Below are 5,702 nucleotides of genomic sequence, written 5' to 3'. Positions count from 1 at the left end.
TCGGCGCGCTCACCGTCGCCCAGCATGGCCAGGGCTGAGGCGATCTGGGCGCGCGCCAGCGGTGAGCCGAAGCCGTTGAGCTTGGTATCCGCCAGGTATTTGAGGTCGCCCACCGGCGCGCGGCCGGCGCGGGCGAGGACGTAGAGCGCATAGGCCATGTCCTGGCCCTGGCCCTCGGTGATGTCCGGCGCGTTGCCGACCATGTTGCGGATGAAGTCCAGGCCGCCGACGAGCACGTCTTCCGGAACCGCGAAGCCCTTCTCGCGGGCGCGCAGCAGGAAGTCCGTCACATAGGCGGTGAGCCACAGGCTGCTGCCGTCATAGGCCGACCACAGGCCGAAGGAGCCTGCACCCGACTGGCGGTTGGCGAGCCGCGTCACTGCCTCCTGCAGGCGCGTGGTGAGTTCGCCGCCGATGTCTTGCGGGCTGACGCCGAGTTCACTGAGATAGAGCAGGGGAAGCGCGCGGCTGACCGTCTGCTCCGAGCAGCCGTAGGGATAGCGGTCGAGGTCACGCACCAGGCCTGCCGCGTCGAGCTGCGGCAGCGGGCTGACCGAGAGGGCAACCGTGCCCGTGCCCGGCAGCATGCCGGAGAGCAGGTCCTGGCCGATGGTGATCGCGCCGCCATTGGCCATGAGCGGCAGGGTGGTGCGCCGGGTGACGGGTGCGCTCGCGGGCATGATGCCCAGCGCATAGTCCTGGTCGAGCAGGAGATCGCCCGGGCCCTTGAGCGTTGCGACGACGCTCGCCGTGCCGATGCCCGTGGCCTTGACCGGCACGATGATGCTGGCGCGCGCGCCCGCCGCACCCAGGCTGATGCGCTGGATGCGGGCTGCGGCTTCAGGCTCCACCGGACCTTCGATCGAGACGCCGAGCGTGTAGTCGCCCGCCGGGCCTTCCGCGTTGACGATGTCGAAGCGCAGTTCCGAGCTGTCTCCGGCATTGAGGAAGCGCGGCAGCGTGCCCGACACGACGACGGGATCACGCGCGATGACGTCGCTTGTGGCGTGGCCGGTCTTCGTGGCGGTCCAGGCCACGGCCATGACGCGGATGGTGCCGTTGAAGGCGGGGATGTCGAAATCAACCGAGGCCGTGCCGTCATCCGCCACCTTCAGGATTCCGGAATAGAAGGCGAGCGGCTTCTGTGCGGGGGGCGGGGCGTTGAAGGCCGCGCCGCCGTCACCGCCTGCGCGCAGACGCCCACGCTCGCCCTGCATGCCGTCGATGAGCTGGCCGTAGATGTCGCGCAGTTCGGCGGCCAGCCGCTTCTGGTCATAGTAGAAGCGCTCAGGCGCGGGCGGATCGTAGCGGGTGAGGTTGAGGATGCCGGCGTCAACCGCCGCGACCGTGACGAAGGCCTGTTCGCCCGCCGCGAGATTGCCGATCTTGACCGGCACGGTGAGGCGGTTGCGCGGCTTTGCCGCCTCAGGCGTTGCGAGTGTGACATCAAGCGTGCGCGCGGCGCGGTCGATGCCGAACCAGGCAACACCCATGGCGCGCGAGGGCATGCGTTTGGCTGCGGCGTCCATCGGCTTGAGCAGGCTGGCCAGCACATAGGCGCCGGTGCCCCAGCCTTCGCCAACGGTGATGGCGATGCTTGTGCCGCCCGCGGGCACGTCGACCTCGCGCGCTTCGAGCAGCCGCTCGCCGACGATCCGCACCATGGCCTTGCCGGGATAGCGCGCCTCGATCTTGAGGTTCACCGTGTCGCCGGTCTTCACGTCGGGCTTGTCGAGGGCGAGCTTCAGCGTGTCAGGGGTATCTGCCGTTGCCTGCCCGCCATAGTAGCCGGCGGAGAAATCGACCGAGACGGGCGTCATGCCCGGTGCTGCGATCTCGAGGCGGTATTCGCCCCAGGAAAGCGACTGGGAGAAGGGCGTGGGAGCGGAGGCCGCGATGTCGAGCGTGCCGTTGGCGATCTTCGCGGTGCGGGTGACCGCCTCCCAGCGCCAGGCGCCATCGGCGTTGAACCATTGCCAGTCACGCGTCAGCCGCTTCAGGGTCCAGGCTGCGCCAGGCGCCGCGACGGGGTTGCCGCCGGGATCGAGCGCCACGACGCTGAAGCTTGCGGGCTGGCCTTCGGGAGCCGAACCATCGGCAAAGCCCGGCTTGATGGCGAGCATCGGCTGGGAGGCCGTGATGGGCAGGCTCGCGCTGCGCTCCACCGCGCGGCCGCCGGGCTCACGCAGGCGCACGGCGGCATCGGCCTTCAGCGGCTGCGTGGTGACCGGAAGCTCGGGCAGCGCGAGTTCAAGGTTGGCGCGGCCGTCGATGTCGGTCTGCGGCAGGCCGTCGGCCATCACCTGGATCGGGTCGGGGCGCTCGTCCATCAGGCCGAAGCGGTAGTCCTTCCATTGCGCGAAGGGGGCTTTGTCGGGCGTTACCGACACGCTGGCCTCGATGTCCAGACCCGCGGCTGGCGCGCCGAAGAGGTAGCGGCCCTCGACGGTGAGCCGAAGGCCCTCTGCCGGCGTCACGCGCGGCGTCTTCGAGGTGAGGTCGAATTCGATGCGGTCGGGGATGTAGTCCTCGACCAGGAACGAGGTTTCGCCAACGGGGGCTGCGTTGGGGTCTGTCAGCGCCTTGATGCGCCAGGTGCCGCCCTGGGCGCCCGCGGCGATGTCGAAGCTGTGGCTGTAGCCGCCCGCACCCTTGTCGCTCAGGGGCTGGCTCAGATAGGCCACGCCGTCCGGGCGCTCGACGAGGAGCGTGAGCGGCGTTCCGGGCATGGCGTTGGCGCGGTCGTCGCGCAGCAGCACGGTGGCGTGCACCGTCTCGCCGCGCCGGTAGACGCCGCGCTCGGCATAGACGAAGGCATCAACCGGGCCCGGGGCGGCGCGGCCGCCGACGCCGCGGTCGGTGAGGTCGAAGGCGGGCTGCGCGAGGTCGATGAAGCTGTAGTCGCCCTCGCCCGAGCGGGCGACGAGCAGCGCGGGGGCTGTGCCGCCTTCGCCCTTCATCAGGCCGGGGTCGATGAGCAGGTTGCCGTCAGCACCCGTCTGCCCCTCCGCCAGCACCTCGTTGTTGCGGGCGATGAGGCGCAGGCTGGCGCCGGCCACCGGCAATGCCGTGGCGATCGAGCGCACTGAAACGTGCAGGCCGTCCTTGGCGTTCATGGTGGAGAGCCCGAGATCGGAGACGACGAACCATTGTGTGGCCACGTTCTCGTAGCTTTCGGCCTTGCGGGCGGCGGGTTCCGCCGTCATCACATAGAGGCCAGGCTCAAGCCTGCCCATCGCCTCGTCAACGGGGATGGCTGTGGTGACCTCCGCGTTGAGGGGAGACGGCGTCTCGACCGTTCCCTGCCACACGAGGCTGCCCTTCTGGGCGGCGATGCCCGCAGCGCTGTAGCCGCTGATCTGGGAGCGGAAGTCGGAGGAGAGCACGCTGCCGATGAGGTTGCGGTCACCGATGCGGTAGAGTTCGAGCTTCGCCTCCGCGCTGTTGACGGAGACCAGCGGAATGCCGCTCTGCCCGGTGCGCGGCAGCACATAGGCGTTGCCGGTGAAGCGCACCGAGGGCGTGCGGTCGCGCACGTAGAAGTCGAAGGTCTCGTCCTTCGCCGTGGTGTCGTCGATGGCCGCGGGCAGGCCCTGGCGCAGCGTGATCGCATAGCGCTCGCCGTAGCGGAGGCCCTCAACGCAGAGCCTGGTGCCTTCTGCCGTCACGGCGGCGGCGGGACCGGGCTGCTGTGTCACATAGGCGGTGAAGTCGGTAAGGGTGCGCGACAGGGGCTCCGACATCTCGAAGCAGGCGCGCGGCGGCGTGGTCTCGGTGTCGACCTTGTAATCGGCGACGCGGAAGCCGCGCGCGGCGCGCAGCTGCTCGTAGGTGGTGCGGATCTGCGGGCTCTCGGAGATCTTCAGGCTCTCCTTGTAAGCGGTGAGCGCCGGACGCCACATCTCCCGCTTCACGAAACCCTGGGCTGCGATGTCGAGTGCTGCTGCCTCCTCCGCCGGAGACGACAGCAGCGTATAGGCCCTGAGGCCCGCGCCAATCATCTTTGCCGGAAGCGCATAGGTGTCGTAGTCGTTCATGGGTGCTGCGGCGGCGAGCTGGCGGGCAAGCCTCAGCCATAGCTGGCCGTCCGCCGGGTTGATGCTGGCCAGCTGCTCGAGCGAGACGGCGGCGAGGCGCGCGTTGCCCGCGGCCTCGGCGGCAGCGAGGTCGCCCAGGATCTCAGGCTCGCTGCGGGTGCGCTCCTTCGCGATGCGCGCCAGCTCATTGTCATAATCGCTGAGGTAGAAGCCGAACTGCGAGACGGGGAAGCTCTTGGCGGCAAGTGCGGGTAGCGACGCAGCAGCAAGCGCGAGCAGGGCCGCGAGGAGGAGGTACACTTTCTGAGCATGTTGCGCCGTCATCGAAATCTCCCATCTACCGCGGGGAGGAAGTGTCCGTCCGCCGCCACCTGCTTGTCAATATTGATCAGGATTGCGACGGATTGTGGGTGACGCCGCTTACGGCTTGGGCTGGTCGTCATCCTGCAGGATGCGCCAGGCGGCGCCTTCGAGATCGTCGTACTGGCCGGACTTGAGCGACCAGATGAAGGCGGCAAGCCCGAGCCCGCCCAGGAAGAGGGCGACGGGAATGAGATAAAGAAGTCCGGTCATGCGGCGTCCCTCAACGTGTCCGCTTCGGCAATGCTGCCCTGCACCAGCCTAGCAGAGGAGGCGGTGCTTGTCCGGCCGACCCCCACGCGCAGCGCGTTGGCGATGACGATGATCGATGAGGTGGACATGGCAACAGCCGCCACCAGCGGCGAGACGAGGCCCACCATGGCGAGGGGCACGGCCAGCACATTGTAGCCGACCGCCAGGGCGAAATTCTCCTTGGCGATGCGCTGGGTGCGGCGGCTGACGGCCACCGCCTCCGCGACCGCTGCCGCACTCTCTCCCATCCAGACGATTTGCGCCGCGGTGCGGCCGATATCGGAGGCGGAGGAGGGCGCCATCGAGGTGTAGCCCGCTGCCAGGGCCGGGGCGTCATTGATGCCGTCGCCCACCATCAGCACGCGGGCGCCAGCCTTCGAGAGCGCATCGACATAGGCGAGCTTGGCCTGGGGGCCCGCACGGGAGACGGCGGTGCCGATGCCCACGGCCTCCGCCACGCGCTTTACCGCCGCCTCACGGTCGCCTGAAAGGAGATGGACCGCGAGGCCCATGGCCTTGAGGCGGGCGACGGTCTCTGCCGCATCCGGGCGGAGCGCATCCTCGAACTGGAAGACGACGGGCGCATTGCCGCCGCGCCGGAAGGCGAATTCGAGAAGGCCCTTATCTTCCGTGGCTTCATCCAGCCCGCACCAGGCGCGGCTGCCGAGGCGCAGCGCCTCGCCATGGCAGGTGCCGGAAAGGCCCAGCCCCGGATGCTCTGACACGTCGCCAGCAGATGCTGGCGCGAGGCCGCGGCGCGCCACCTCGCGCACCAGCGCCTGTGACAGCGGGTGCTTGCTGGCCTGGGCGAGACCCGCCGCAAGGGTGAGCGTTTCGGTGGAGACCATGAGCGGCAGGACGAGCTGCGGCTGGCCCTTGGTGAGCGTGCCGGTCTTGTCGAAGATGACGGTGTCGACGCCCGAGAGCTTCTCCAGCGCCGCGCCGTCCTTGATCATGATGCCGGAGCGGAACAGCCTGCCGCTGGCCACCACCTGGGCGGCGGGCACGGCAAGCCCCAGCGCGCAGGGGCAGGTGATGATGAGCACCGCGACG

3 protein-coding genes are annotated in these 5,702 nt (G+C 69.2%); all 3 read right to left on the bottom strand.

The features are described 5' to 3' along the window. The coding region (locus ACILRA_RS18725) for an alpha-2-macroglobulin family protein (RefSeq protein ID WP_395663582.1) at window positions 1–4,361 on the bottom strand (4,361 nt) is incomplete at its 3' end. 96 nt (window positions 4,362–4,457) lie between these two features. Next, window positions 4,458–4,610, bottom strand: a complete 153-nt coding sequence (gene ccoS, locus ACILRA_RS18720) for a cbb3-type cytochrome oxidase assembly protein CcoS (protein WP_395663581.1) — start codon at window positions 4,608–4,610, stop codon at window positions 4,458–4,460. After that, on the bottom strand, window positions 4,607–5,702 hold a 1,096-nt coding region (locus ACILRA_RS18715; RefSeq protein ID WP_395663580.1), incomplete at its 5' end, for an HAD-IC family P-type ATPase. The genes ccoS and ACILRA_RS18715, both read right to left, overlap by 4 nt.

It is taken from the genome of Aestuariivirga sp., from assembly GCF_044239095.1.
GTDB lineage: Bacteria > Pseudomonadota > Alphaproteobacteria > Rhizobiales > Aestuariivirgaceae > Aestuariivirga.
Note: the sequence above shows the minus strand (reverse complement) of the source record. Positions and strands in the feature narration are given on the sequence as shown.

What these genes read in the sequence shown, in the direction of transcription:
- ccoS (WP_395663581.1), bottom strand. Translation starts at nt 4,610, where the DNA reads ATGACCGGACTTCTTTATCTCATTCCCGTCGCCCTCTTCCTGGGCGGG.